The organism is Emticicia fontis (assembly GCF_054779675.1).
On sequence record NZ_BAAGXU010000015.1, the window covers coordinates 1 to 23,312 of the forward strand.

Sequence of the window (23,312 nt, forward strand, 5' to 3'; positions counted from 1 at the left end):
TGCCAAATTATTCTAAATCGATTATGAATTATAACAAATATAATTTTTAAACATGTTCTAGTTCGATTAAACTCCGAGCAACTCGGTGCTGTACTTCGTGTAACTCTGTAGTTAAATCACTCACCCGAGCTCAATTCATAACTGTATTGAAAAAAATCTGTCACTACATTCGATTTTAACTTAGGTTAAAATTATTGTCAGGTCTATCTATGACATTTGTATCATAATCTTAACGATAACAACAGCACAGATTTTTAAACCATTAAATTCAATACTAAAATGAAAACTCAAATTACAACCAAAAACATCTTATTTATTACAGGCGCTTTCGTTCACAATTCTTCATGGCAGGAATGGCAAAAATATTTCGAAAGCAAAGGATATAATACCATTGCTCCAGCTTGGCCATATAAAGATGCGCCAACTGCAGCAGATTTACGTAACAGACAACCTAACGATACTGATTTAGCAGCCTTAACCTTAGATGAACTAGTAAATCACTATGCCAATATTGTCAAACAATTTCCTGAAAAACCAATAATTATTGGTCACTCATTAGGAGGTTTAATCACTCAGATTTTAGTAAATAGAGACTTGGCCGCTGCCGGAATTGCCATTCACCCGGTTGCTCCTCAAGGTATTATTCCTTATGAATTCTCATTTCTGAAAGCAGGATGGAAAGTACTAGGTTTATTTACATCATTAAAAAAGACTTACTTGATGTCGTTTAAAGACTGGCAATATGCCTTTGTGAATGGTATGCCATTGGAGGCGCAAAAAGAAGCTTATGAAAAAAATACAATTCCTGAATCAAAAATAGTAGCCAGAGGAGGTTTAACAAGCGCTGCTAAAGTTGATTTTGCTAAACCTCATGCACCCCTACTGATTACCTCAGGTGATAAAGATACCATCATCCCGGCTCACTTGAATATGCGTAACTACAAAGCCTATAAAGAGTCAGGCTCGGTACTGGATTACAAAGAATTTAAAGGCAGAAACCACTTTGTGCTAGGTCAACCGACCTGGAAAGAAGATGCAGATTATATTCTGGATTGGATTAAAAAACAATAATTGTTTGTGCCATAAAAGTAGAAGAGGAGAAACCTGAATGGCTTCTCCTCTTTGCTTTATTACTCTTTCAAACTCTTCAAATAAGCGATGCTCAATGGCACATTCACTAATTCTTTTTCGCTTTCATCTTCGATAAAGAAGTGTTTGATACCAACTTTGTTTGCTTCTTTAAAAATGTTCTTCCAATCTGCTTGTCCAGTGCCCAAAACTACGTCATTCTCAGCAGGTGTATGTCCTGAAAAATCTCCTTTAATACCTTTTTTCAAATCCTTTACGTGCATCAATTTCCAACGGTTACCATATTTTTTTAATAAGGCAACTGGGTCACCACCACCGTGAATGGTCCATAATACATCCATCTCGAATGAAACGTATTCTGGGTTCGTATTTTTGATGATATAGTCCATAAAAGTACCGTCTTCGTATGGTCTGAATTCATAGCCGTGGTCATGGTAGCAGAAAGTAATGCCATTTTCTTTGAGTACTTTACCTGCATAGTTGAAATCTTCTACTGCTTTTTTAGCTTCTTCAATTGTAAAATTATCACCTTTATGAGGTATCCAGGCACACATCACATAGCTTGAACCTAAAGCCTTCGCTCTTTTAACAATTTCTTCTGGTTTTCTTAACTCTTCATAACCTGTGCCAGTAGAAGGGATTTTGATTCCACGATCATCACACATTTTCTTAAATTCTTCCAATGTCATGCCTTTCGCTCCACCACCTTCAATTTCGGTAATGCCCAAAGACTTGATAAGGTCTAAAGTGCCCGGCACATCTTTTGGCATAACATTACGATAAGTATAGGTTTGTACAGCAAACGCGGCTTTGTATAATGGTTTTTTCTTTTGTGCATTTGCGCCTTGAATAAATAACAGGCTTAGGAAGCTGTAAAAAAGGATTTTTTTCATAGTGAATCAGGCGACTATCGCCAAGGTTTATTATAGTTTAAAGATTTTTCTTTTTCATTTCACTTACCGCATAGTTTGCTGCGCGAGCTGTCAATGCCATATAAGTCAAAGACGGATTCTGTGTTCCGGTAGAGGTCATACAGGCACCATCGGTTACAAAAACGTTTTTGCAAAGATGCAACGCATTCCACTTATTAAGCAAAGAAGTTTTTGAATCATTTCCCATTCTTACCCCTCCCATCTCATGAATATCTGAACCAGGATTAGATTTTCCATCGACAGCCTTGATATTGGTAAAGCCCGCCTTGGTAAACATTTCAGTAAATTGCTCTATATAATCCTGTACCATTTTTACATCATTATCAGTCCACTCGGCAGAAGTAACCAGTTGCGGAATACCATAAGGGTCTTTCAATGTTTCGTGTAATCTTACATGATTTTTCTCAATAGGTACACACTCACCCATCATCCACGAACTCACATTCCAATGATTGTTCAATTTAGGGAATAATAAATGTGTTTTCAAATCTTCTCCAATTCCTTCACGGCTTGAATAAGAACCTCTGCCGGCACCAACTCCAGCAGCATAGCCTCTTAAGAAATCGGTTTCTTGCGAATAAAGATTTCTGAATCTTGGTACATAACCATTACTCGGGTTTTTACCATCGGTAGTCTTATCCAGAAAGCCTTCATATTCTGCCGAAATTTTGCCTCTGTAATTATGCCAGGCGATAAACTTACCCAAAAGACCATTATCATTACCTAATCCATCAGGAAAACGATTCGAAATCGAATTCAGTAAAATTAAGTTAGAATTCAATGCTGAACCATTTACAAAAATGATTTTCGCATAATATTCAATCATTTCTTTGGTGTTGGTATCAACCACTCTTACGCCTGAGGCCTTATTTAGTTTTTCATCAAAAATAATAGAGTGAACGGTCGAAAAAGGTCTCAAAGTCATATTACCGGTCTTGGCTGCCCAAGGTAGGGTAGAAGCATTGCTGCTGAAATATCCACCATAAGGGCATCCCCGATTACACAAATTACGATGTTGACATTTGGCTCGACCTTGTTTCATATGAATAGGCTGAGGATCAGTTACATGTGCACAACGCCCTTGAATCACATGGCGCATATTATCATATTCCTTCGAAAGAACCTTTTTTAGATGCTGTTCTACACAATTCAGTTCAATTGGTGTGAGAAATTCTCCATCTGGTAATTCCTGCAAACCGTCTTTATTACCTGAGATACCTGCAAATTTCTCTACATGGCTATACCATGGGGAAATATCCGCATAACGGATAGGCCAGTCTACAGCAAAACCATCTCGTTTCGGCCCTTCAAAATCCAGATCACTCCAACGTTGTGTTTGGCGGGCCCACATTAAAGATTTACCACCCACATGATACCCACGTGTCCAGTTAAAAGGCTTTTCTTCTACAAAAGGCTGAATACCATCCTTCAAAGCAAAGGGTAGCGTTTCTTCTCTTAAAAAGGCCGCTCTGTTTTTGGGATATTGACTTCTGATATCTAATGGTACTTGCCCACGATGCTCAAAATCCCATGGGTTTTTCATCGCAGTCGGGTAGTCAGTAATATGTTTTATCTCTCTTCCGCGTTCAAGCACTATTGTTTTTAAACCCTTTTCACATAATTCTTTTGCAGCCCAACCACCACTGATACCCGAGCCAATTACGATGGCGTCATAAGTATTTTGTTTTTTTGCATCTATTGCCAGATTTGCCATTTTTTTAACAAGTATAGGTGAATAGCTTATTTTTTAACCGATACGCAGCCATAATAATGTCCAGGAGCCATATTATAATGCAGAAACTCAGTCTGAACATATTCAGAAGTAGTATAGCCCAGAATGGTAAGATTTTTTATAAGGCTATAAAAATCCTTTAATCTGGTATCTTCACCTTTCTCAAACCCAAGTAATATCTGTTGTTTTTGTTGAGTATCGCACTCAGCAAAAGCTTTACCAAATTGTTTTTGAGCAATTGCATCAGTAGAAATTAATCCACTCTTTACATTCTCAGATACAGGCGCTTCGTAACAGTCTTGTAGCATTTTTTGTAAGAATGCAGGTACTCCCAAAGATTTCGCACCTTTTGTATCCGATTCAGGAATGATGGTTTCGACAATAATTTCTAGCATATGCTGCTCAATAGTTTCGAAGATATTGGTGCCCATAGATAAAGAACTGGCATTCCATCCATTAGTGGCCCAAGCAGGAATTGAGACAAGCCCGCCCAAGGCTAAAGTCAGGTCTCTGATAGCTATACGTCGGTTCATAGGGAGAATATTTGGATTCCTAAATTTAATCTAAAATTTAATTCTTTTAAGTTTTTATGAGACAAAAAATAGTTTTTTATAGATAGAAGAACCCGATAAAGCATTCATAATTCCTTACAATACTTCTTGAAATCATATTTTTCAAAATGAAACCAGCGTATTAGAAAATTTCGTATTATTAAATAATTTTTTGATGTGTGTTGTGTTATTAACCTGATTAAAAATGAAATAAACTATGGAAAAATCATTGCATTGGACAAAAAAAGCTTTTAACCGAACCATTGAATTTAAGAACGACAAAGAAGAAATAGTAGGAGATGTTGCTTTCAAGTTATTCGGTAGAGAAGTGGAAGCTGTGTTAAATAATAAAAAATTCAGGTTCGATATTAATGGATTTATAAAAAAGGAGGTGCTGGTATCGGATGAAAATAATTCAGCAGTGGCAAAAATCAATCTTAGTTTTAGAGGTAAAGCAGAGGTTATGTTGGCCGATGGGGAAAGATATGCATGGAAACGCAATGATTTCTTTATGAAAGAATGGGAGTTGATTCATGACTTGCCATTTACAGATAATGACCCTGTGGCCATTAACTACGAGCGTGAAAGAAATTTCTTCAACCAAAAGGGAGATATAAGCATATTAGAATCGGGAGAAAATACAGAGTTATTGACTCTGATAGGGTTCTTTATCGGATTTTATTTTTTACGCCGAAGAAGAAAAGCTGCCACGGTTGCTGCTGTGGCGGGTTAAAACTTATTAAACCAATTTATCTCGAATTGCTTTTGTAATAGCTTCACCCTTAGAATTTACGTGGAGTTTCTGATAAATGTGCAGAATATGTTTTTCAACAGTATTGATACTGATGTCATAATGGTAGGCGATAAGTTTATAACTGTCGCCTTCAACTAATCTTTGTAGAACTTCAACTTCTCTGGTAGTCAAATCATAAGGATTGGTTTTGAACCCATGAAAACTAGAGAGTACTTTTAATGCAATTGATGGACTCATCGCACCTCCGCCATTATATACCTCTTTAATGCTTTCAATGATTTTATCGCCTGGTGTTTTTTTTAAAAGATAGCCAACGGCTCCTGCTTTAATAGCTTCAAAAATCCGGTTGGTATCATCAAATACTGTGAGCATCAATATTTTCGGCATTTTCATTAGCTTTTTAGTTAGTAAAGCTGTTGCTTCAATGCCAGTCATATAAGGCATTTCTATATCCATCATAATTACGTCCGGTTTTTCAAGTCCTACTTCCAATAATATGTTTGCCGGATCCTGATGTGTTCCAACCAGAATCATATCTTCACACGATTCAATAACCCACTCTAATGTTTCGCTCAATTGAGCATTATCTTCATAAATAGAAACTCTTATCATTTGATCTGATGCAATAATATAGTTAGCAAAATTAGGAGTTTAATTAATATGAATAAATGGCATATTTATGTGATAGAAAAACTAAGTTTTACGGAAGAACCTGATTCAGGAGAGGAAGAAATATCTATTTTGGCACCAATTTCTGTGGCGCGTAATTTCATGTTTTTTAGTCCGTTTCTGGTAGTATTTAACAAGGGATCGAATCCTTTACCATTATCCTCTACTACTACTGAAATATCTTTTTTATCTTTTAAAAAGTGCACAATCGCCTTACTTGCTTCTGAATATTTAATCAGATTATTAAGTGCCTCTTTCATAATCAGATACAAATTTCTGCGAATTTCCATAGGAAGCGCCAACTGCCCTATCTCTTCGTCTACCTTAAATTCAAGATTGATATTTTTTGATTCTGCCAAGGGCAATGCATATTCCCGAAGACGGAGCAAAAGTCCTTGCAAAGAGTCATGCACCGGATTAACAGACCAGATGATTTCATCCACGGATTCCATCATATGCTGGGAATCTGAATGAATCTTTGTAAACATCTTGTTGCTTTTGTCGTTGCTGGTATTGGCGGTCTGATTTTTAGCCATTCCACTAATCATCAGAATACTACTTAGCGTGCTGCCAATTTCATCATGTAGGTCAGAAGCAATTCTATTGCGAAGCTTTTCGGCCTCTTGTAAACGTTTCAACTTATTTCTGTTTAAAACGAATATAGTAAATAAGCCAATTAAAAGTACTAGTAATATTGCACCAATAATAATACTTTTATTTTGTAAAGATGCTTTTGCATTTTTTTCATTGAGCAGGGCTATTTCTTGTTCTTTCTGCCTGGTTTCGTACTTGGTTTGTAATTCTTCGGTGTTTTTGGCAGTTTCCAATTTAAATGTTGAGTCCTTTGCTGCATCAGATTGAAGTTTGAACTCGTATGCTTTCTGATAGTTTTTTGTATCAGCATAGAAGACAGAAATATTTTCAGTAATACTATAAAGCGTATGAATATCTTTTAATTGTTTAGCCAATTCAAAGGATTCTAAATAGTATTTTTCTGCCAATACATTTTTATTTTGTTTTGAATATAAATCTCCCAGATTATGATAAACTATTTTTAAAGATTCTGTTGCTTCCAGTTCTTTACTGATTTTCTCACTTTTTTTTAGATATACCTCTGCTTTTGCAAATTCGTTTTGAGCAAAATATAAGCGACCCAAATTGGTTAGAAAATCAGCCTGCAAGAGGGTATAATCAGCTTCTTCTGCATTTTTCAGTCCTTGTTGAAAGTAAGCAATAGCTTCTTTTGGCTTTTTCATGAGTTCATAAAGATTTCCCAGACTATTTTCGGCAATAGCAATGTATACTTTATTATTATTCTCTAATTCTATTCGATACGCCTTTTTATAATATTTCAGGGCTTCATCGTACTTTTTAAAATGCTGCAAATTGTTGGCAATCCTGTCATAAGGACTACTTTTAAGTGGTCTAATGTTATATTTCTCCTGATATTCAATCAACTGCATAGCGTATTTGGTTGCATTATCCCGGTCTCCCAAAGCTCCATAAGCTATGCTGATATTATTTAAAGCATTCTGAAAGGTTTTTTTAGGAAGTTTGTATTTTTCTATAATCGCATTGCATTTCAGGAAATAATCAAGTGCTACATCATATTTTTGCTTTGAAAAGGCAAAAAAACCTCTTGAATTCATAGCTCTGTAGAAGCCTGTTCCATAGTTGAGTTTTTTACTTAAAGTTTCTAATGCAGTAATGCCTGAATCAGCCGTTATGTACTCACCATGCTGGATGCTTTGAAAAGTAAGCTCACTCAATGCTAAAACATAAGTGGTGTCTTGCTTTTGAGTATTTAAGAAAATTTTGAGAGAATCTATTGTTTTAGGAAATTGCCCGAATAAGTGAAGGCCAAGGAAGCAAAGAAAGAAGCAGAGTATATTTGTTTTTTTCATAATAGGCGTCTATTTGGGTTCGTATCATAAACACAGGCTAATGATTCAAAAATAGAGTTTTTCATGAAAAAACTTTCATTTATGCAAAGAATTGATAAAATATAAAGCATTATAGCCAAATCACCTCAATGACTTCTTCTCTTGTTACAACAGTTGTATGTTTAACTTTTGAGTTGCGCTTTAAGACAATAGAATTGTGTTTTACCCGATGAGCATCCTGTGAGAGTACAAGATAGGGCGTTTTTTTATAGAATACCGTTACAACCTCACCTTCTTTAACGGCAATCTCAACTTGCTGCTCATTTTCAGAAATTGATAGTGTTCTGGTAATATTTCTGGTTTCTAAAGGCTCTTTGGGTGGATTCTGAATTAAATCCAGCGCTTTAGCCGCGTTTGGAATGCCGTATCCGATGAAATTATTACCAAAAGGGTAGAGGCTTGCAGATTTTTGAAGATAACTTTTGATTTCTTTATTTGTCAGTTTAGGATTTGCCTGTAACATACAAGCCACAAAACCTGTAATAACCGGAGCAGCTAAAGAAGTACCATAGAGTGAATAACATGAAACATTAGGTTTGAGGTATTCTAAAAAATCAGGGCCTATACTGCTATAACCCATCTTTAGACCAACTTCATTCGTTGCACCTACGGCGATAGTCCCTTTAACATCTGCTGGGGTAGAAATAATCCGCCAGTCACGATCGTCACCTTCATTACCGGCAGAAACTACGACTATCATGCCTTTTTCTTCTGTGGCAATTTTTGCAGCCTTCGCTATAATGCTGGTATTCCCATTCATCTGGTCAGGTTTATAATCCTCTTTAGGGTTTGAGAATCCTTTTGCGTAGCCTAAGGAAGTATTGATTAAGCGAACACCTAAACTATCCATCCATTCCATGGCTGCTACCCAATTATCTTCTTCTCCCCGAAATTCTCTGCCTCCTGTATCGGTGCGAGCCAGATAAAATTTAGCCTGTGTAGCCAAACCAAACTGAAGTTTTTCATCTTCTGATTTGCCTGTAATGGCAGTCAATACCTCTGTACCATGAAAATCTGATGAGGTCTCTTTTTCATCAAAATGATTCACTTTTTTAGGGTTTACATAATCTCTGATTCCTAAAATGCGATTTTCTGTAAACAGATGTCCTAAAGGAAGCGATTCACTGGCACCGTAGTACCCAGCGTCAATTACACCAATGGTTATATCTTTGGCATTTAAGCCAGCCTGAAGAAAACCCTCAATCCCGATCTGCTTCATCACATAGTCTACCCGTAAATCATCTTCAGCTTTCAAGTGCTGTTTATCCTGATTTATCTTAGCTATCAGGAATTTGCCTTCAATCTGAATAATTTCCTGAACAAAAGGAAGGCTTTTAATGTATTGTATCTGTGAATGATTCAGATAAGAAGAGATACCATTCAGCCATTTGGTTTCGGTTATGACTGAGATCCCGTTAGCTTGTATTTGATTAATATATTGCTTATTAACAGGAAAATCGGTTGGTTGAATTTCTTGAATACCTAAATTTCTTCTGTTTTCTTTACATTTTTCTGATATAGCAGCCTGAGCATTTAATTCTTTGTCTTTGAAAAGAACCCAGTATTTTTGCTGCGAAAATCCTTGTAAAGAAACGAGAACAAAAAAAATAAAATATTGACTAACCCTTGCCATACCTGTCCTGTAATTCATAATTTTAAAAATCCGATTCCTGCTTTGTCATGCCTGGCGTAGCAATCTATCAACAGAGTTTTATTAAAAACGATATTTAATTGATAAATTTAGCTTAAAATATTCATAAAATAAACCCAAACTACTAAGATTACCTATAAAATCACCCAATATGCGCTACGAACCAATTGATTCAACTTTATTTTTAAGCAATCGTAAACGCCTGAATTCATTATTAAAACCAAAGTCAATGGTAATTGTTTTGTCGAATGACGTGATTCCGAGTAACGCCGACGGAACCATGGGTTTCAGACAGAATAACGATTTTTTCTATTTAACCGGTATTGATCAGGAAGAAAGTATGCTGGTTTTGTTCCCTGACTTCCCCGATGAGAATTTCAGAGAGATACTTTTATTGCGTGAAACCAGCGAACATATTAAAACCTGGGAGGGAGAGAAACTGACAAAAACACAGGCAACAAATATTTCTGACATCAATAAAGTAGTATGGACTAATAGTTTTGACTCAATATTACGGAAATTGGTTTTTGAGGCAGATCAGGTTTATCTGAACATGAATGAACATGATGGGGCAGACTGGAAGTTTCAGAGCCGGGAAAGAAGATTTATTACAGAGTTTCAACAGAAATTTCCACTTCATAAAGTTGAGAGATTAGCCCCCTTATTGCGACAATTAAGAGTAATCAAACAACCATTAGAAATTGAACTGATGAAAAGAGCCGTAGAGATTTCGGCTAATGGCTTTAAAAGAATGGCTAAATTTCTGAAACCAAATGTGAGAGAGTATGAACTAGAAGCGGAATTGACGCATGAATTTTTGATGAATCGTTCTCGCGGTCATGCTTTTCATCCCATTATGGCCTCTGGTGCAAGTGCTTGTGTGTTACATTATATCACGAACAACAATATTTGTAAAGACGGAGAAGTTATATTACTAGATTTTGGTGCCGAGTATGCCAATTATAATGCTGATATTACCCGTTGTTTGCCTGTGAATGGAAAATTTTCTCCAAGACAAAGGCAAGTATATGAGTCGGTTCTGAAAATCCTGCGATTGACCAGAAACATGATTGTGAAGGGAAATACGATGGATAAATTGCGCAAAGATGTGGGCAGGATAATGGAATCTGAACTGATTGAATTGGGATTACTCAATAGGAGTGATGTGGAACGACAAAACCCCGATGCGCCTTTATACAGAAAATATTTTCCACATGGTATTTCACATCATTTAGGACTTGATGTGCATGATGTAGGGAGCAGATATGAAACCTTTAAGCCTGGGATGGTTTTTACCTGTGAGCCGGGTATTTATATACCAGAAGAAAATCTGGGTATCCGATTAGAGAATGATATTCTGATTACTCAAAAAGGGAATATTGATTTAATGGAAAATATCCCGATTGAGGTAGAAGAAATAGAAGAATTAATGAATAGTTAATGGCCAATTTTAGGCTTAATGCGAAAAAGAAATAGATTTAAGCTATCTTTGCGACCCTTATAATTTGATAAATATGTATAAGAAATTGCTTTCCTTTAAAATTGTTTACACAGCTTTATTAGTTTTCTCTGCTAATTTATTATGGGCGCAAAGTGCCGATGAACTGGTTTTTAAGCAAAAAATGGATTTGACTAAGGGAGAAACCACTGCTCAAACGGCCTTGACTATTGCACAATCATTTATAGGACAACCTTATAAAGCCGGTACACTTGATGCGCCGACCAAGGAACAATTAGTTTGTAATCTGAAAGATTTTGATTGCTGGACTTTTGTTGAAACTGTTTCAGCGATGGCTTTTACCAAGCATTCAACCAAACCGACCTTTTCTGCATTTTTGAATAATCTTAAGAAATTAAGATATAGAGACGGTCAAATAAATGGCTATGCTTCGCGTCTACATTACTTTAAAGAATGGGCCATCAGAGCGGAAGAAAATAAGTTGGTCCAGGACATGACTGAAATGATAGGGGGGATTCCTGCTGAAAAACAAATCAATTTCATGACTACCCATAGAGATTTATACCCTCATTTACAAAGCAAAGAAACCTTTTCAGCGGTTGTGAATTACGAAAACAATTTGAATAAATACGATTTTTATTATATCCCGAAATTGAATGTAAAAAAACTCGAGAGCCAGATTCAAGATGGGGATATAATCGCTATCACTTCAAATATCGAAGGGCTTGATTTTAACCATGAAGGGTTTGCCATTCGAAAAAATGGAAGAATTCATTTATTGCACGCCTCACAGGAAATGAAAAAGATAGTGATTTCTACTGAGCCTTTAGCTGATTATCTGAATAGATTCAAGAAGCATTCCGGTATCGCAGTTGTGAGATTACTCTAAAAAATAAGCCCCTCAGATTTCAAATCTGAGGGGCTTATTTTTATTCTATTACTTGTCCATCTTTCATTACCAGTTTCACATTTCGTATTGTTTTTATATTATCAGTTGGATTACCCTCTACAATCACAATATCTGCCAATAGTCCGGTTTTTATTCTGCCTACCTGTTTTTCAATATGAAAGGCATCTGCATTAATGCTTGTAGCTGATTTCAATGCTTCGATAGGTTTCATGCCGTATTCTACCAGCATTTCTATTTCGCGGGCATTGTCTCCGTGTGAAAATACACCTACATCGCCGCCCATACATATTTTCACACCTGATCTCAGGATTTCTTTAAAAGTTTCTTTTTTATGTTTGATTCTTTCAGGGTCAGGGTCAATTCCTTTTTTCCAACCTCCGTATTGTAAAATGGCGTCCCCTGCTGCAAGAGTAGGGCAGAGGTACACTTTTTTTTCTGCCATCAATTTCCATAGTTCCGGTGTACCATTATCGCCATGCTCAATCGTTTCTACGCCTCCTAGAATGGCTCTTCTCATTCCTTCGGCAGTTGAGGCATGAGCAACTGTTGGCCTGCCTGAGCTTCTGGCAATCTCAACAATCAATTTAATTTCATCCAATGTAAAAGTAGGAGCGGCTTCACCTCTTAATCCCCAACGATAGTCTGCATATATTTTTATCAAATCAGCTCCTTTACCTATCTGATTTCTTACTTTTTTTATCAAATCATCGTGTCCGTCGGCCTCTTCAGCGCCTTGTGGTACTTCAATATCAGAGCCAAATCCTTTCGGAGCATAGCTTCCGGTTGCTACCAGAGCTTTGGTAGCAATTAATAACCGTGGCCCTAAAATAACATTTTCACTGATTGCTCTTTTTAATCCCACATCATCAAAATCAGCACCCTCTGTTCCTAAATCTCTTGCGGTTGTAAAACCAGCTCTTAATGTTCTTTCGGCATGTTTCACTGCTCTGGCTGTTCGGTAAGAACGAGATTCTTTTAAAACCTGATCATTCCAGGGTGTTTCGTTATAAGGATGCAAAAACAAATGTGTATGTCCTTCAATTAACCCTGGTAGCAAAGTGCCATTTTTGAATTCGATTATTTTGGTGTCTTTACTTAGATTTTTTTCAATTTCAGTTTGTGATGCAAATTGTTCAATTTTGTCTTCTTTAATTAGCACACCATAGTTTTCATAGATTTTCTCTCCATCAAATATACGTGCGGGTTTTAAATAGGTGGTAGTTTGAGCAATTGTATCAATGAAAATCGAGAAGAATAGAAGGATTGTAATAAGTATAGATTTTAACATAAAGTTTTGATTTTATAGGTTGAGATAAAATTTTAGCCACAGACTTTAATAGAATAGATTGATTATTGCCGGAACCTTTTCAGACCTATCAACCCAATGGTTATAAAGAGAAGCCCCATGGCAAATTTGAAAGTGGTAACGTCGGGAAGAAAGAAACCGAGTGTCAGAATAATGATGCCACAAGTAATTGCCACATAGCTGGCATAGACAGTAAGCTTGTTTTTATCCATGTATGTATAGGTTAGGGTATAAATTTGAAATTTATTCAAAAATAAAATTTTATTTAATTCTTTTACCTAAAATTTACATTTTTACAAAATAATCTTAATCTCTATGCTAATCGGAATCGGAGGTGTCAGTAGGTCGGGCAAAAGTACGTTGGCTAATCTTTTAGTAAGCCATTTTCGTAAAAATGGCAAGAAAGCAATTATTTTCCATCAGGATGATTTTGTGTTTCCGGAAACCCAGATTCCTAAAATCAAAAATAGAACCGATTGGGAGTCTCCACATTCTATTGACTTTGAGTTGTTTAAAGAAGTGCTTATTCTTTTCAGGGAAAAGTTTGATGTGGTAATCGCTGAAGGTTTATTCGCTTTTTATGATGAATCTACAGATGCACTTTTTGATAAAAAACTCTTTGTGAAAGTATCAAAACGGACATTCTTGATCAGAAAATCGATGGATACAAGGTGGGGATATGAACCAACTTGGTTTATTGACCACATCTGGAATTCATTTCAGAAATATGGTAAACCACCAGTGGCTATAAAAGATATGCTTACCGTAAGCGGAGAAGATGAATTTGATATGGAGAAGGTGATTAAGTATCTGAATAAAGAAAGTGTCCAGTAAACAATTATGGGACATTGATCCGCCATTTTTTCAAAGTTTAATTTTTGAATTTGTTGGTTTTAACAGACCTTTGCACTCTCATTAAAAAACACCTCAATGAAACTTATAGACGGAAAATTAATTTCGGCTCAGGTCAAACAAGAATTAAAAGAAGAAGTAGAAAAACAAAAAGCCAATGGTGGTAAAATTCCTCATCTGGCAGCTATATTGGTTGGTAATAATGGTTCAAGCGAAACTTATGTGGCAAGTAAAATCAAGTCTTGCGAAGAAATAGGTTTTAAATCAACACTTATAAGAAGAGACGAGAGTATTACGGAAGAGGAGTTATTACAGGTTATCAAGCAATTGAACGAAGATGAGGATATTGATGGATTCATCGTACAGTTGCCATTGCCAGCACAAATAAATGTTGAGAAAGTAATCGAAACTATCGAGCCAAGAAAAGATGTTGATGGCTTCCACCCAATTAATATCGGGCGTATGGCCAAAGGTTTACCTGCCTATATTTCAGCTACGCCTTATGGGGTATTGGAGTTGATTAAAAGATATAATATTGAAACTGCAGGGAAACATTGTGTAGTAGTAGGAAGAAGTCAGATAGTAGGCTTGCCAATGAGCATTCTGATGCAAAGAAATACCTACCCAGGCAATTGTACAGTTTCGTTAGTACATAGCCGTACACAGAACCTTGCAGAAATTACCAGACAAGCTGATATTTTAATTGCAGCTTTGGGTAAACCCGAATTTATTACAGCAGATATGGTTAAAGAAGGAGCGGTGGTCATTGATGTTGGCTTAACACGTGTCGTAGACGAAACAAAGAAAAGTGGTTTTGCGTTGAAAGGCGATGTGAAATTCGACGAAGTAGCGCCTAAAAGTAGCTATATTACCCCGGTACCTGGTGGAGTAGGGCTCATGACGGTAGCTGCTTTGATGTATAATACTTTACTTTCGGCTCGAAGAGAGATTTATCAATAAAAAAATAGAGGCTTTACCGTAGTAAGGCCTCTATCGTTTTATATGAAATAATTTTAATGATTAATATAAAGTTGATGGGTGATACATTTACCTTTTGCCAGCTGTAATTCTACAAAATAAACACCATCTTTTAATTTCTCAACATCAAATTCTTGTTGGCTTCCATTCTGAAGATTTTGTTTTTGAATTACTCTTCCCTGTGAATCTTTTAGAAATGCGGTGGTCTTCATAATCGTCATCATTTTATTGTTATAAGAAAAGGAGAAGCAAAAATTTTGCCTTACTATGCTATAGACGAGCATTTGATTAAAAAATGTTGCATGGGTTTAATCAGGTAGCAAATTTTGACCTTGTGGATTATATAATTTAACGATTTAATAACTAGATTGTTTTAAATTAACCGATACATTCTGTCAAACAACCGATTCTTTTATTGGAGTCCTAAGTAGGATTGTATCTTTAACTATGTTTCAATTGAAGAATGTTTGGCTTTTTACGCATATAGTTGGCTGGATAACCGTTTTTAGTCTGACCACACTTTTTTTGTCGGAGAACAGAAGCTTAGGTGAGGTTTTACTAAGGCCTAATCTCTGGCTATTTTTTGTCATTTATATCGTATTATTCTACCTCAATACGCTCTGGCTTATTCCCCGGTTTTTCTTTTCAAAAAAATACCTGAATTATTTTGGTATTATCCTTTGCTTATTAGCCGGAATAGCGATTCTTAAACCCTTTGACAGGTTGGCTTTTCAGAGAAATAGTGGAATGAATGAAATGCATGATAAACCTCATTTCAGGGAATTTGATTCACCACCTCCACCGCCAGAAGATAGACGTATTTTTGAAGAGCCTAAAAGAGAACCTCCAGATGATTTTAGGAGAGAGCCAGGACCCTCGCCAAAAGAAAGCAGTAATAAAATTGATGTAATCAGTATTTTTTTATTTGGCTTGATTTGGGCTCTAGGAATGGCATTGAAAATTAGTGAACGCTGGCGGGAGACAGAACAAAGAGCTGTGCAGGCAGAAGCAGATAAAGCAAACGCTGAATTATCGTTTCTGAAAGCACAGATTAATCCGCATTTTTTATTCAATACACTCAATAACATATATTCTTTAGCTGTAACCAATAATAAAAATACCGCTGCTAGTATTATGAAATTATCCCAGATTATGCGGTACGTGACCGATGAAGTATCAGAAGATTTTGTGCCCCTACAAAGCGAAATAGAATGCATCAGCAATTATATTGACCTGCAAAGGCTGAGATTGAGTAAAAAAACGGAAGTAGTTTTTGAAGTGACTGGAATTACAGATTCAAAAAGCATTTCACCACTATTATTAATGACATTTGTTGAGAATGCTTTCAAGCACGGGATAAGTAATCATGAGAATTCGATCATCGAAATTAAGATATTTGCAGATGCGCAAACTATTCAATTCGATTGTAAAAATACTTTATTTACTACCTCCCGCAAAGTTGAAAGAACAGGAATAGGGCTATCAAATACCCGTCAGAGATTATCTCATTTGTATAAAGATAGGTACTCATTGAGAATTGATGATAAGCAGGATTTTTATAGTGTAGAATTAATTATTAAAGCATAATATGAAATTGAGATGTGTAGCGATTGATGATGAGCCTTTGGCTTTGGAACTAATGAAAGAATATATTTCAAGGTTCTCTGAGTTGGCATTGTTACAAACGTTTGATGATGCTATTCTGGGAAAAGAGTTTCTGAAAGAGAATCAGATTGATTTACTTTTTGTGGACATCAATATGCCAGATATTACCGGACTTGAACTGGTTGAGTCATTAGAAAATCGACCTATGGTTATTTTTACGACAGCACACCGCAAGTTTGCTGTGGAAGGTTTCAATTTAGATGCGGTTGATTATTTACTAAAACCAATCGACTTCGAAAGATTTAGCAAAGCCGTAAAAAAAGCAACGGAGTATTATGGTTTCAAAAATAATCAATCAGTTGACATACCTGATTATATCTTTGTGAGAGCAGAATACAGAATGGTTAAAATAGAGCTAAATGCGATTGAATATATAGAAGGATTAGAGGATTATATCAAGATTCATTTAATGGATGTTCCCCATCCGGTTCTTACCCTTATGTCTTTAAAAGGGATTTTAGAACAGTTGCCTGCCAACTTATTCAGCCGTATTCATCGGAGTTATATTGTATCAAATAGTAAAGTGAAATCTGTTTTAAAGAAGAATGTGCTTTTAACTTCTGGAATTGAATTGCCCATAAGTAATTCGTATCAGCAATTTGTAGAAGATTGGCAGAGGAAATAATCAATTCACCGATACAAATATTTGATTAACCGATACATCTGATTTACGTGCAATTTTATTCTTCCTTTCAACGTCTGTACTGTTATAAAACGAAAAAGAATACTATGGACAGAAAAGATTTTTTGAAAAGAGGTTTAGGCTCATTAGCTATTATCCCATTATTTGCGGCATGTAAAGAATCAGACGTAACCCCGGATACCACCAGTACAACTGGCACAACAGGTTCTACATCAGGCTCAACTAATACTGGTTCATGTACTACCACTGCTACTGAAACAGAAGGGCCATTTCCTACCCATACCCCAGGCTCTTTGGTAACAAATGATATTACTTCAGATAGAACCGGAACTAAATTGACTGTAAAAGTTACGATCCAGAACAAAAACAATAGTTGTGCAGTATTATCAAATGCCTTAGTAGATATATGGCATTGTGATGCAGCAGGAAATTATTCAGAATATGGTGGTTCGGGTATGCAAACCACTAATTATACGAATGTGCATTTTTTGAGAGGCAGACAAACAACCGATGCAAATGGTTTAGTAAGCTTTACTACTATCTATCCGGGCTGGTATTCAGGAAGAGCTACACATATTCATGTACATGTGTATAATAGCAGCGGAAAATCTTTACTAGTTACTCAAATCGCTTTCCCAGAAGATATTAGCAAAGTGGTATATGCCCAAGGCGTTTATGCGAGCCACGGACAAGCCGATACGACTAATGCCAGAGACAATGTATTCAGTGATGGAACTTCAACAGAAATGTCGACGGTAACTGGAAGTGCCGCAGCAGGTTATGTACTTACTCACACAATAGTTGTGAATGGATAATTCTTAAGCGAATGAACAAATTTAATTTTTAATCACCGCAGTGGCGGCCGCCCATTCACTAACTCACTCAATCACTAAATAGATGAACAATGGCAAAGGGAATTATTCGCTTGTGTTATAAGAAGATTATAGATGTTCATGCACAAAAACAATGGGAGAAGGCTGTTTTCGAGGATACCTTTAAGGAGTTTTTTATGCAAGCACAATTCTATAATCAGGAAGAAAAGTACCGCACTTTTCAAGAGTTGATAGCGAATGTTCCTGCTGCCGATAAGCTTCATTATTTAGTGAGTACAGCTGCAATTAATCATATCAGAAAGTTAAATGATCTGATTCCTGATATTGTCAATGCACATGAACAATTATCTCTGCCATTTAAGAATTTCCGGTTTGAAATTATACAATCGCATACAGAACGTAAAGAAGAACATCAAATAGCGATATACTTTTATAGCGAGTCTATCACCTGGATTGATACTATTGATAATCACTTATTGATTGCCTTTGGAAATAAGAATGAAGCAATAAGTAATGGAGAAGAAATTCAAACAGATTTAATGGCCTTGCAATCCATGCTAAGTATTTCATCCTTTCAAAAGATTTAACACCATGCTTACTCAAACCGAAGGGCAGATTTATCTGGCCAATAATAGAGGTATTACTAACCGAAAAACTTTCAGAAGCTTCCATACTTTTAATCATGCTGATTATTTTGATGAAACCCGTAAGCCTTTTGGCAATCTGATTGCGTGTAATGATGATACTTTGGCGCCAGGAAATGCCATTATTACAAATGTGGATAGAGCATTACTGATAATTATTATTCCGGTAGTAGGTTGTCTGGAAATCATAGAAAATCATGATAATAAGGTTTTTGTGGATGCTGGCCAGGCATATAGTTTAAGACTGAATAAAGATGACTATTATCAGATTGTAAACCCGTTTAAAGATCAACTGGTTAATTTTCTACAAATCTGGCTTGAAGGTGATTCTGTCAACGAGAACTTAAGAAATGGGCAAATAACTTTTGATATTGACACTCATAAAAACCAATTACAAGCTATCGGGGGTGATTGTTATATAGGCAAATATTCGGGTAGGGAAGAGGAGGTATTAACCATTAAAGGTAATAAAGGTATTTTCGGCTTTGTGATTGAAGGTGCGTTTGAGTTTCAGAACCGATTGCTTGAAACGAGAGATAGTATCGCCTTATGGAATGAGGATGACGAAGAGTTACAAATAGAATTTGAAGCACTCTCAAATGATGCCATTATTCTGATAACAGAAGTGGAAATTAAGGACGGAAACTCATTTTAGTGGTATAGAACTTCCCTTTCTGGAATCTGAAATAGATTCGCCCCACTCTAATCACTGTCATTTCTTTGATATTGGCAGGATTTAGTATATCGTCCTCTAAAGTATGAATACTTCCATCAGTCTTTTTAGCAATCTGTACATAGTCTGATTGGAAGGCCAGGTTTTTCTCATACGTTTCTCCGCAAAGGATGATATGTGTTTTCTTTTTTAGTTTAGAAAGATTTTTCATATCCTTCACACCACTGCTATTATCGGCTATCATCACAATTTCATCAACTTCCGGAAAGTTCTTTTGTGCAAAAAGTAATGCCTCAATATTATTCTCCGATTTGTCTTTATTGTTTTCGGTATTATTTATAGCAGCGAACATTGTATCCCACAATAGTAATTCATCTTTTTTCTTTACCATAAACATCTTGCCCGGCAATCGGCCTCTTGTTTCATTGCCCAGACTATCGCAATCAGTAAAGAAAATAATCCCTTTAATACTATTATTATCAACATTTTCCATCATCCAGTCAAACACCTGGGTAGTATACGGAAACATACTGGAGGTCATATCACAAACCAATACTACATTTTTCCATTTATCTACATTTCTGTCAAGTGCTTCATATGAAGTCAATTCGTAGGTTTTTCCTAATTCCCTTACTTTCATAATTTTATCACTCATCGAAACCGAGGACGCATTAAGAAAACGGATTTCTTTGTCTACCAATTCAGCGTGCTTTTCGGTAGGGGCAGCAATTTTTCTTGATGTCAGCTTACTGACTTTCAGATTTGTTAATGGTTCAGATTCAGTATTTTCAGTTTCTCTGGCTTGATCGGTAGATAATGGAGCCTTGGCAGTTGCTGGAATTGGATTTGATTTTTTTTCTTTAGGTAATTCTATTTTAGTATACGTCTTATCAATAGGTTCTTCTTGTTTAGGTTTAATTTCGGCGGTAGGTGTTTTCTGTGCAATAATTTCTTGTCTGGTTGGCTGAGGGTCATCGCTTGTAAACCAGTAATAACTTAGCCCGACTATTAAAACAACAACACTTGGAATAGAGAAACGTAAGAGATTATCAATCATAATTTTACGTTTCATTTTTTTCCAATCATCTGGAGAATTTTCGGGGTGGAAATTATTCAATTTCTCCCTGATAATCCGATGGAATTTTTCTTCTTCTGACATGACTACAATCTTTTTGTTAATTTCTGACGAAGTAGGCCATTGGCTAAAGACAGATTCGCTCTTGAAGTACTTTCTGCAATGTTCAACATCTCGGCAATTTCTTTGTGAGAGTATCCTTCAATAGCATACAGACTAAAAACTACCCGATAGTTGGTTGGTAAACTCTGGATAGCCTTCATAATATCTTCAGAGGAGAGCTTAGCATAAACAGACTCGTCTCCATAATTTGACTCAGCAATATTCTCGTTTAATTCTGCTGATTGTTTATGAATATTTTTTCTATAGTGATCTATGGCTCCGTTAATCATAATTCTCCGAAGCCAAGGTTTGATACTTTCAATATTATCTATTTTGTTGAGATTTTTGAAAACTTTTAAGAAACCATCATTCATTATTTCCAAAGCGTCTTCTCTGTTTTCACAATAGCTCAAACAAGCGGATAAAGCAAACCCGTGAAAATGCTCATAAAAAATTTTCATGGCTTTTTCATTGCCTTTCTGGCAGTCGGCGACAACCTCCATCAAACTATTTGAGGTCAATAGCTTTTTTCTGGTTAAGGTTTTTAAGTAAATTTCTGCTGTCTGAGTTATCACGGGAAATTTACGATTGAATAGTGAAACTATTTTTAATAAGACGTAAATAACCTGTCAAAACGCTGTGTAAAATAATTATTTTCCTTAAAATTTAGTAGAATCAGGCTGATTTTACTTTCAGAGAGATAATTATTCTAGTATATATTATGACCGAGCCTGCGGTCGGGCTATGCTTCTGCTCTTTTTTGGAAAGACATAATCAAAGCCATTCTGCACTTTCAGATTATAATCAAAAAACTCTAAAGCCCTTTGTAAATGAGAGCGGTTGATGGCGATAAAATACGGGTGCTTGCCTTCACCTCTTCTCACCAGCCGTGCGTCTAATTTAAAGATTGTGCCTTCTGGATAACTAGATACTAATTTAGCAGGGCAACTTACCTTAATGTCGCAGGGGACTTGCTGACCATTAATGGTATTGAGTCGCATACGTTTTTTACCAGGGTCATAATACGACTCGGCAAAAACGTCCAGAAAGAAAATTTTGTTAAGTTCAGGAACTTCGTCCAGTAGCGACAATTGCATCAGCTTAAGGCGTTTAGATGTCATGATACATTATACGAGTATCCATGAATAATGCAAATCTATACAAAAACTCGAAAATATTCCAAAGTGGTATATGTTTTTTTGCGCAAAAAGCGTACCTTTGCGCATCTTTTTTTGAGGCATAAACAAAATGGCAGAAGTTAAGATTTTTTCAGGTACTACATCAAAGTATTTAGCCAGTCGAGTAGCCGATTATTATGGCAAAGACTTAGGCGGTGTAAGCATCAATCATTTTGCTGATAGTGAAATTTCAGTAAGTTTTGATGAATCGGTCAGAGGGTGCGATGTTTTTCTGGTTCAGTCAACCTTTCCACCAAGTGATAATATCATGGAATTGTTGATGATGATTGACGCCGCAAGACGTGCCTCTGCTCACTATGTTTGTGCGGTTATCCCTTATTTCGGGTATGCCAGACAAGATAGAAAAGACAAACCAAGAGTGGGTATAACGGCTAAGTTAATTGCCAATATGTTGACAGCAGCAGGTGCTGACCGCGTAATGACAATGGACCTACACGCTGGCCAGATTCAGGGTTTCTTTGATATTCCGGTTGACCATTTAGAGGGTACTTCCGTTTTCGTACCTTATTTAAAAACCCAGAACCTCCAGAATCTTAAGTTTGCTTCTCCTGACGTTGGTGGGGTATCGCGTTGTCGCAAGTTTGCTTCTTATTTTGATGCAGATATTGTGATTTGTGATAAACACCGCAAAAAAGCCAACGAAATTGCTTCAATGCAATTGATCGGAGATGTAGAAGGATCAGATGTAATCCTTGTTGATGACCTGATTGATACAGGTGGTACTATCTGTAAAGCTGCAGATTTAATTCTTTCGAAAGGGGCTAAATCAGTACGCGCATTCTGTACACATGGTGTGCTTTCGGGTAAAGCGCACGAAAATATTTCTAATTCTGTATTAGAAGAGTTAATCGTAACTGATACGATTCCTTTAAAATATGATAATCCTAAAATTAAGGTTTTATCGGTTGCCGAATTGTTTGGCAAGGCTATTGGAAGAATCAGAGATAATGGATCTATTAGCACTTTATTTATAAATTATCAACAGAATTTAGGTTTCTGATAAGATTTTATTGAGAACTTAAATTCATTAATTAAATTTTAAAAAAATGAAAAAAACTGAGATTGTAGGGTATAACAGAGCGAATCTCGGACGCCAGGCTTCACAGGAATTACGTGGGCAGGGAATGGTTCCGTGTGTATTATATGGTGGTACAGATCAGGTATCGTTCTACGCTCCGGCTTATTTATTCCGTGATTTGCTTTTCACTCCTGATGTTTACGAAGTAACTATCAATATTGAAGGTAAAGTTTATACAGGTATTTTACAGGATTCACAATATCACCCTGTAAATGACCAGATTATTCATGCTGATTTCTTGGAAATCACTCCGGAAAAAGTTATCAAAGTAGCGGTTCCGATTAAATTGCACGGTCCGTCAGAAGGCCAAAAGAAAGGGGGTAAATTAGTACAGAAAATGCAAAAACTACGTTTGCAAGGTCCTGCTAAGAACATCCCAGATTACATAAACGTTGATATCAAAGATTTGGATCTAGGTAAATCTATTAAAGTTGCTGCTATTACAGAAATCGAAGGTGTAAAAATCCTTGACTCTGCTAGCAATCCGGTAGCGTTTATTTCAATTCCACGTTCTTTGCGTCAATAATCGCATTGAAATTTCTTGCTAATAGATACGATAGCGGGTTGGTAACAT

Annotated in this window: 25 protein-coding genes; 13 read left to right on the plus strand and 12 right to left on the minus strand. The window is 36.2% G+C overall.

Features of this window, described 5'->3' with window-relative positions; all coding sequences use genetic code 11:
- Positions 1–279 precede the first annotated feature (279 nt).
- Positions 280–1,071 carry an alpha/beta hydrolase gene (locus ACYVFA_RS08545; protein WP_460471400.1) on the plus strand — a complete coding sequence of 264 codons (792 nt, stop codon included), beginning with the start codon at positions 280–282 and terminating at the stop codon, positions 1,069–1,071.
- A 59-nt stretch (positions 1,072–1,130) separates the two neighbouring features.
- On the opposite strand, the gene ACYVFA_RS08550 is transcribed toward ACYVFA_RS08545, so the two are convergent.
- The 3 genes from ACYVFA_RS08550 to ACYVFA_RS08560 are packed head-to-tail and all read right to left on the minus strand — an operon-like array spanning position 1,131 to position 4,286.
- Positions 1,131–1,982: a sugar phosphate isomerase/epimerase family protein gene (locus tag ACYVFA_RS08550; protein ID WP_460471401.1), complete on the minus strand. Its 852-nt coding sequence runs from the start codon at positions 1,980–1,982 to the stop codon at positions 1,131–1,133.
- A 37-nt stretch (positions 1,983–2,019) separates the two neighbouring features.
- Entirely contained in the window at positions 2,020–3,735 is a 1,716-nt protein-coding gene (locus ACYVFA_RS08555) for a GMC family oxidoreductase (RefSeq protein WP_460471402.1), read from the minus strand.
- Positions 3,736–3,761: 26 nt separating this feature from the next.
- Positions 3,762–4,286, minus strand: a complete 525-nt coding sequence (locus ACYVFA_RS08560; RefSeq protein ID WP_460471403.1) for a gluconate 2-dehydrogenase subunit 3 family protein — start codon at positions 4,284–4,286, stop codon at positions 3,762–3,764.
- A 235-nt stretch (positions 4,287–4,521) separates the two neighbouring features.
- Between ACYVFA_RS08560 and ACYVFA_RS08565 the strand changes: the two genes are divergently transcribed.
- On the plus strand, positions 4,522–5,037 hold the full coding sequence (locus ACYVFA_RS08565; protein WP_460471404.1) for a hypothetical protein: 516 nt from the start codon (positions 4,522–4,524) through the stop codon (positions 5,035–5,037).
- A gap of 6 nt (positions 5,038–5,043) precedes the next feature.
- Here ACYVFA_RS08565 and ACYVFA_RS08570 read toward each other — a convergent pair whose 3' ends face one another.
- The 3 genes from ACYVFA_RS08570 to ACYVFA_RS08580 all read right to left on the minus strand — a co-directional run bounded on the left by ACYVFA_RS08570 (position 5,044) and on the right by ACYVFA_RS08580 (position 9,321).
- Positions 5,044–5,670: a response regulator gene (locus ACYVFA_RS08570; protein WP_460471405.1), complete on the minus strand. Its 627-nt coding sequence runs from the start codon at positions 5,668–5,670 to the stop codon at positions 5,044–5,046.
- A gap of 65 nt (positions 5,671–5,735) precedes the next feature.
- On the minus strand, positions 5,736–7,631 hold the full coding sequence (locus tag ACYVFA_RS08575) for a tetratricopeptide repeat-containing sensor histidine kinase (RefSeq protein ID WP_460471406.1): 1,896 nt from the start codon (positions 7,629–7,631) through the stop codon (positions 5,736–5,738).
- Between the two features lie 109 nt (positions 7,632–7,740).
- Positions 7,741–9,321, minus strand: a complete 1,581-nt coding sequence (locus ACYVFA_RS08580; protein ID WP_460471407.1) for a S8/S53 family peptidase — start codon at positions 9,319–9,321, stop codon at positions 7,741–7,743.
- 151 nt (positions 9,322–9,472) lie between these two features.
- Here ACYVFA_RS08580 and ACYVFA_RS08585 point away from each other — a divergent pair, with 151 nt between their 5' ends.
- Together ACYVFA_RS08585 and ACYVFA_RS08590 are read left to right on the plus strand one after the other, a co-directional pair.
- Complete coding sequence (locus ACYVFA_RS08585) at positions 9,473–10,762, plus strand: aminopeptidase P family protein (protein WP_460471408.1); 1,290 nt, start codon at positions 9,473–9,475, stop codon at positions 10,760–10,762.
- Positions 10,763–10,835: 73 nt separating this feature from the next.
- Complete coding sequence (locus ACYVFA_RS08590; protein ID WP_460471409.1) at positions 10,836–11,669, plus strand: N-acetylmuramoyl-L-alanine amidase-like domain-containing protein; 834 nt, start codon at positions 10,836–10,838, stop codon at positions 11,667–11,669.
- 40 nt (positions 11,670–11,709) lie between these two features.
- On the opposite strand, the gene ACYVFA_RS08595 is transcribed toward ACYVFA_RS08590, so the two are convergent.
- Together ACYVFA_RS08595 and ACYVFA_RS08600 are read right to left on the minus strand one after the other, a co-directional pair.
- Positions 11,710–12,978 (minus strand): metal-dependent hydrolase family protein, encoded by a 1,269-nt coding sequence (locus ACYVFA_RS08595; protein ID WP_460471410.1) that lies wholly within the window; start codon positions 12,976–12,978, stop codon positions 11,710–11,712.
- Between the two features lie 62 nt (positions 12,979–13,040).
- Entirely contained in the window at positions 13,041–13,208 is a 168-nt protein-coding gene (locus ACYVFA_RS08600; RefSeq protein ID WP_460471411.1) for a hypothetical protein, read from the minus strand.
- Between the two features lie 103 nt (positions 13,209–13,311).
- On the opposite strand from ACYVFA_RS08600, the gene ACYVFA_RS08605 reads away from it, so the two are divergent.
- Positions 13,312–13,830, plus strand: coding sequence for a uridine kinase family protein (locus ACYVFA_RS08605; RefSeq protein WP_460471412.1), 519 nt, complete (start codon positions 13,312–13,314; stop codon positions 13,828–13,830).
- A 96-nt stretch (positions 13,831–13,926) separates the two neighbouring features.
- Positions 13,927–14,808 carry a bifunctional 5,10-methylenetetrahydrofolate dehydrogenase/5,10-methenyltetrahydrofolate cyclohydrolase gene (locus ACYVFA_RS08610; RefSeq protein WP_460471413.1) on the plus strand — a complete coding sequence of 294 codons (882 nt, stop codon included), beginning with the start codon at positions 13,927–13,929 and terminating at the stop codon, positions 14,806–14,808.
- A gap of 53 nt (positions 14,809–14,861) precedes the next feature.
- Here the strand turns inward: ACYVFA_RS08610 and ACYVFA_RS08615 are convergent, their stop codons facing one another.
- Positions 14,862–15,038 carry a T9SS type A sorting domain-containing protein gene (locus ACYVFA_RS08615; RefSeq protein ID WP_460471414.1) on the minus strand — a complete coding sequence of 59 codons (177 nt, stop codon included), beginning with the start codon at positions 15,036–15,038 and terminating at the stop codon, positions 14,862–14,864.
- Between the two features lie 235 nt (positions 15,039–15,273).
- On the opposite strand from ACYVFA_RS08615, the gene ACYVFA_RS08620 reads away from it, so the two are divergent.
- The 5 genes from ACYVFA_RS08620 to ACYVFA_RS08640 all read left to right on the plus strand — a co-directional run bounded on the left by ACYVFA_RS08620 (position 15,274) and on the right by ACYVFA_RS08640 (position 19,266).
- Positions 15,274–16,413 carry a sensor histidine kinase gene (locus ACYVFA_RS08620; RefSeq protein WP_460471415.1) on the plus strand — a complete coding sequence of 380 codons (1,140 nt, stop codon included), beginning with the start codon at positions 15,274–15,276 and terminating at the stop codon, positions 16,411–16,413.
- 1 nt (position 16,414) lies between these two features.
- Positions 16,415–17,116: a LytR/AlgR family response regulator transcription factor gene (locus tag ACYVFA_RS08625; RefSeq protein ID WP_460471416.1), complete on the plus strand. Its 702-nt coding sequence runs from the start codon at positions 16,415–16,417 to the stop codon at positions 17,114–17,116.
- A gap of 104 nt (positions 17,117–17,220) precedes the next feature.
- Positions 17,221–17,949 (plus strand): peptidase associated/transthyretin-like domain-containing protein, encoded by a 729-nt coding sequence (locus ACYVFA_RS08630; protein WP_460471417.1) that lies wholly within the window; start codon positions 17,221–17,223, stop codon positions 17,947–17,949.
- 89 nt (positions 17,950–18,038) lie between these two features.
- Complete coding sequence (locus ACYVFA_RS08635; protein ID WP_460471418.1) at positions 18,039–18,554, plus strand: hypothetical protein; 516 nt, start codon at positions 18,039–18,041, stop codon at positions 18,552–18,554.
- Between the two features lie 4 nt (positions 18,555–18,558).
- Positions 18,559–19,266 carry a pirin family protein gene (locus ACYVFA_RS08640; protein ID WP_460471419.1) on the plus strand — a complete coding sequence of 236 codons (708 nt, stop codon included), beginning with the start codon at positions 18,559–18,561 and terminating at the stop codon, positions 19,264–19,266.
- Here the strand turns inward: ACYVFA_RS08640 and ACYVFA_RS08645 are convergent.
- From ACYVFA_RS08645 to ACYVFA_RS08655, 3 genes are all read right to left on the minus strand, one after another.
- Positions 19,244–20,443, minus strand: coding sequence for a hypothetical protein (locus tag ACYVFA_RS08645; RefSeq protein ID WP_460471420.1), 1,200 nt, complete (start codon positions 20,441–20,443; stop codon positions 19,244–19,246). The genes ACYVFA_RS08640 and ACYVFA_RS08645 overlap by 23 nt on opposite strands.
- Before the next feature lie 2 nt (positions 20,444–20,445).
- Positions 20,446–21,036, minus strand: coding sequence for an RNA polymerase sigma factor (locus ACYVFA_RS08650; protein ID WP_460471421.1), 591 nt, complete (start codon positions 21,034–21,036; stop codon positions 20,446–20,448).
- Positions 21,037–21,180: 144 nt separating this feature from the next.
- Complete coding sequence (locus ACYVFA_RS08655) at positions 21,181–21,558, minus strand: hypothetical protein (protein ID WP_460471422.1); 378 nt, start codon at positions 21,556–21,558, stop codon at positions 21,181–21,183.
- Between the two features lie 151 nt (positions 21,559–21,709).
- Between ACYVFA_RS08655 and ACYVFA_RS08660 the strand changes: the two genes are divergently transcribed.
- Entirely contained in the window at positions 21,710–22,660 is a 951-nt protein-coding gene (locus tag ACYVFA_RS08660; protein WP_460471423.1) for a ribose-phosphate pyrophosphokinase, read from the plus strand.
- Between the two features lie 46 nt (positions 22,661–22,706).
- Entirely contained in the window at positions 22,707–23,264 is a 558-nt protein-coding gene (locus ACYVFA_RS08665; RefSeq protein ID WP_460471424.1) for a 50S ribosomal protein L25/general stress protein Ctc, read from the plus strand.
- Positions 23,265–23,312: the final 48 nt, after the last annotated feature.

Bases quoted from the DNA above. Each gene is read 5' to 3' on its own strand.
- ACYVFA_RS08610 (WP_460471413.1), top strand. From the start codon at position 13,927: ATGAAACTTATAGACGGAAAATTAATTTCGGCTCAGGTCAAACAAGAA.
- ACYVFA_RS08620 (WP_460471415.1), top strand. From the start codon at position 15,274: ATGTTTCAATTGAAGAATGTTTGGCTTTTTACGCATATAGTTGGCTGG.
- ACYVFA_RS08600 (WP_460471411.1), bottom strand. From the start codon at position 13,208: ATGGATAAAAACAAGCTTACTGTCTATGCCAGCTATGTGGCAATTACT.
- ACYVFA_RS08640 (WP_460471419.1), top strand. From the start codon at position 18,559: ATGCTTACTCAAACCGAAGGGCAGATTTATCTGGCCAATAATAGAGGT.
- ACYVFA_RS08625 (WP_460471416.1), top strand. From the start codon at position 16,415: ATGAAATTGAGATGTGTAGCGATTGATGATGAGCCTTTGGCTTTGGAA.
- ACYVFA_RS08545 (WP_460471400.1), top strand. From the start codon at position 280: ATGAAAACTCAAATTACAACCAAAAACATCTTATTTATTACAGGCGCT.
- ACYVFA_RS08630 (WP_460471417.1), top strand. From the start codon at position 17,221: ATGGACAGAAAAGATTTTTTGAAAAGAGGTTTAGGCTCATTAGCTATT.
- ACYVFA_RS08595 (WP_460471410.1), bottom strand. From the start codon at position 12,978: ATGTTAAAATCTATACTTATTACAATCCTTCTATTCTTCTCGATTTTC.
- ACYVFA_RS08590 (WP_460471409.1), top strand. From the start codon at position 10,836: ATGTATAAGAAATTGCTTTCCTTTAAAATTGTTTACACAGCTTTATTA.
- ACYVFA_RS08570 (WP_460471405.1), bottom strand. From the start codon at position 5,670: ATGATAAGAGTTTCTATTTATGAAGATAATGCTCAATTGAGCGAAACA.
- ACYVFA_RS08655 (WP_460471422.1), bottom strand. From the start codon at position 21,558: ATGCAATTGTCGCTACTGGACGAAGTTCCTGAACTTAACAAAATTTTC.
- ACYVFA_RS08560 (WP_460471403.1), bottom strand. From the start codon at position 4,286: ATGAACCGACGTATAGCTATCAGAGACCTGACTTTAGCCTTGGGCGGG.
- ACYVFA_RS08550 (WP_460471401.1), bottom strand. From the start codon at position 1,982: ATGAAAAAAATCCTTTTTTACAGCTTCCTAAGCCTGTTATTTATTCAA.
- ACYVFA_RS08580 (WP_460471407.1), bottom strand. From the start codon at position 9,321: ATGAATTACAGGACAGGTATGGCAAGGGTTAGTCAATATTTTATTTTT.
- ACYVFA_RS08635 (WP_460471418.1), top strand. From the start codon at position 18,039: ATGGCAAAGGGAATTATTCGCTTGTGTTATAAGAAGATTATAGATGTT.
- ACYVFA_RS08665 (WP_460471424.1), top strand. From the start codon at position 22,707: ATGAAAAAAACTGAGATTGTAGGGTATAACAGAGCGAATCTCGGACGC.
- ACYVFA_RS08565 (WP_460471404.1), top strand. From the start codon at position 4,522: ATGGAAAAATCATTGCATTGGACAAAAAAAGCTTTTAACCGAACCATT.
- ACYVFA_RS08575 (WP_460471406.1), bottom strand. From the start codon at position 7,631: ATGAAAAAAACAAATATACTCTGCTTCTTTCTTTGCTTCCTTGGCCTT.
- ACYVFA_RS08615 (WP_460471414.1), bottom strand. From the start codon at position 15,038: ATGAAGACCACCGCATTTCTAAAAGATTCACAGGGAAGAGTAATTCAA.
- ACYVFA_RS08585 (WP_460471408.1), top strand. From the start codon at position 9,473: ATGCGCTACGAACCAATTGATTCAACTTTATTTTTAAGCAATCGTAAA.
- ACYVFA_RS08605 (WP_460471412.1), top strand. From the start codon at position 13,312: ATGCTAATCGGAATCGGAGGTGTCAGTAGGTCGGGCAAAAGTACGTTG.
- ACYVFA_RS08645 (WP_460471420.1), bottom strand. From the start codon at position 20,443: ATGTCAGAAGAAGAAAAATTCCATCGGATTATCAGGGAGAAATTGAAT.
- ACYVFA_RS08555 (WP_460471402.1), bottom strand. From the start codon at position 3,735: ATGGCAAATCTGGCAATAGATGCAAAAAAACAAAATACTTATGACGCC.
- ACYVFA_RS08660 (WP_460471423.1), top strand. From the start codon at position 21,710: ATGGCAGAAGTTAAGATTTTTTCAGGTACTACATCAAAGTATTTAGCC.